General features: G+C 43.5%; 3 protein-coding genes. 2 read left to right on the forward strand and 1 reads right to left on the reverse strand.

Annotated features, from left to right (window positions below; all coding sequences use genetic code 11):
- On the reverse strand, positions 1 to 1,130 hold a 1,130-nt coding region (locus RMO52_RS20370; RefSeq protein ID WP_310417899.1), incomplete at its 3' end, for an ABC-F family ATP-binding cassette domain-containing protein.
- A gap of 287 nt (positions 1,131 to 1,417) precedes the next feature.
- Here RMO52_RS20370 and RMO52_RS20375 point away from each other — a divergent pair.
- Together RMO52_RS20375 and RMO52_RS20380 are read left to right on the forward strand one after the other, a co-directional pair.
- Positions 1,418 to 1,747, forward strand: a complete 330-nt coding sequence (locus tag RMO52_RS20375; RefSeq protein ID WP_310417902.1) for a type II toxin-antitoxin system HicB family antitoxin — start codon at positions 1,418 to 1,420, stop codon at positions 1,745 to 1,747.
- Positions 1,732 to 2,085 (forward strand): type II toxin-antitoxin system PemK/MazF family toxin, encoded by a 354-nt coding sequence (locus RMO52_RS20380; protein ID WP_310417905.1) that lies wholly within the window; start codon positions 1,732 to 1,734, stop codon positions 2,083 to 2,085. The genes RMO52_RS20375 and RMO52_RS20380 overlap by 16 nt, the downstream gene beginning before the upstream one ends.
- Positions 2,086 to 2,315 lie beyond the last annotated feature (230 nt).

The raw sequence follows: 2,315 nt of genomic DNA on the forward strand, positions 1-2,315 counted from the left end.
ACACTACCTTTGTCGGGTGCCAATCGTCCCGTACAGATATCCATCAGCGTCGATTTACCAGCCCCATTTTCACCGATAATGCCGATCCGATCGTCGGGTGAAAATTCGTAGGTAAAATCAGAAATAATCTGGCGATCTTCGTAATTTTTAGATACACCAACAACTTCGATTACTTTCTTCCCAATTCGGCGGGTGGGAGTGGAAATATCTACGCGTCCAGTTGTCTGTTTAAATTCTTTTTCTTTAAGATCTTCCGCCCGTCCAATTCGCGCTTTTTGCTTGGTACTGCGTGCTTTTGCTCCCCGTTGCAACCAGGCTAATTCTCGGCGGAGTAAGCCAGCATGTTTGCGCTGGGTACCCACCATCGATTCTTCGGCTAAGGCTTTCTTTTCTAGATAGTAAGTATAGTTACCACTATAAGTATAAATATCCCCGCGATCGATCTCGATAATTCGGTTAGTTACTTTATCCAAGAAATAGCGATCGTGTGTAATCAATAAGATCGCGCCCCGATAGCGGCTTAAATACTCCTGTAACCATTCCACCGACATCGCATCTAAATGGTTGGTAGGCTCGTCCATTAATAGAGCATCTGGCTCGGATAATAACGCTGCTGCGAGAGCGATGCGTTTGCGATATCCACCCGACAAATCGCCAACTTTAGCATCAAAATCATGAATGCCTAGTTTAGTAAGAATAATCTTTGACTTAGTTTCCAATTCCCACGCATTCGTCGCATCCATCCGCTGCATTACCGTCGATAGTTTTGCTAGCAATGCTGTCGAATCACCTAGATCGGGATGAGCTAATTTGTCAGATATTTCTTCATAATCTCGGACTAATTGCATCTGCTCGCCACTCGATGCAAATACCTGTTCTAGTACCGTATGGTTGGGATCCATCTCTGGCTGTTGCGGTAGATAGATCGTCGTTACTCCCGGATTGAGTAAAATCTGCCCACCATCGATCGGTTCTAAACCCGCAATCATCTTCAGTAAAGTTGATTTTCCCGATCCATTCATCCCGATCAAACCCACTTTGTCCGCCGCATCTAAGCTAAACGATCCATCTTTAAGAATCTCTTTAATTCCAAAGTCTTTTTTAACCGATTGCAACGTAAAAATAGTCATATTGAGGTGCTTAGTGCTGGGAAGTAGTGCTTGGTTGGGAAAGGCTTTAGGCTTTAGGTATTAGGCTTTAGCAAGAGATCGGCAGGATTAGACAGGTGTAAATAATATTGACTTTCGAGTTGCTACCCAATCTAATTAAGTCCTCACTCAATTCTAGCGGAGATTTACAGCAAACTGGACGGGGTAATTGTCATTGTCAGCCGAATCGTCACTGTCCAGTTTTGTATGCAGGCGATCGAAAGAGCGATTTCAGATAGAATGTAGATTCATCCAGAAAATCAGATCTTATGATTGCCTCAACTTACACGGTCTTGCTAGAACAGACTGCTGACGGACAATCTTCCGCTACTGTCTTAGAGCTTCCAGGTTGCCACGTTATCGCTGCTACCCCGCAAGCAGCGATCGATCGAGTGCAGGAAAGCCTTAGCACTCGATTAGCTACTGCGGAGATTGTCTCGATTCAAATCCCAGCTTCTTTACATCAAAACTCTTGGTTGGTATCAGGTAATCTAGAACAGTCATCCCCATTAGTTCGAGACTGGCAAAACCTCAGCGAATCGTCGCTTGCAGAAGTGTGGCTGAACGAGGAGGAAGATAAAGCTTGGCAAGATCTCTAGATAGTTTTCAAAAGGGAGCTGTCGTAGTTGTACTTTTTCCTTTTTCCGATGCCTCAGCAACTAAAAAAAGACCAGCTTTTTTAATTGCTCCCTCAGATCGAAATAATCTCATCTTTTGTCCGATTACTAGTAAGTCTGGTAGATCTAATGAGGTGGAAATAACCGAACTAGATTTTGAGACTGGTAAGCTCAACATCAGCCCTTGCTATATTAGGACGAATGTTATTGCAACTATTAATAAAAATAACATCGTCAGACAAGTCGCTGTACTGAAACAAGCGAAGATCGATGAGGTTCTCGATCGAATAACTATGGTTATTCGCCAAGATTTTGAATGAAGAGTGTAAAGTGTAGGTTGGGTTGAAGAATGAAACCCAACATTTCTAGGGTGTTTGAGTGTAAGTTGGGTAGAGCGATAGCGAAACCCAACTTACCAATTTTCGTCTCAAGTCAGCTAACCTAAAGCCCAAAGCCTAAAGTCTAAACTAAGGAACTTGTAAACTAATCCAGCCCTGCTCTGGAATATGCTGGCGATAACGTCCGCAATCCGAGAACATCAGCGACATTT

Origin of the sequence: Chamaesiphon sp. OTE_8_metabat_110 (assembly GCF_031382685.1) — a bacterium.
Classification (GTDB): domain Bacteria; phylum Cyanobacteriota; class Cyanobacteriia; order Cyanobacteriales; family Chamaesiphonaceae; genus Chamaesiphon.

Bases quoted from the DNA above. Each gene is read 5' to 3' on its own strand.
- RMO52_RS20375 (WP_310417902.1), top strand. From the start codon at position 1,418: ATGATTGCCTCAACTTACACGGTCTTGCTAGAACAGACTGCTGACGGA.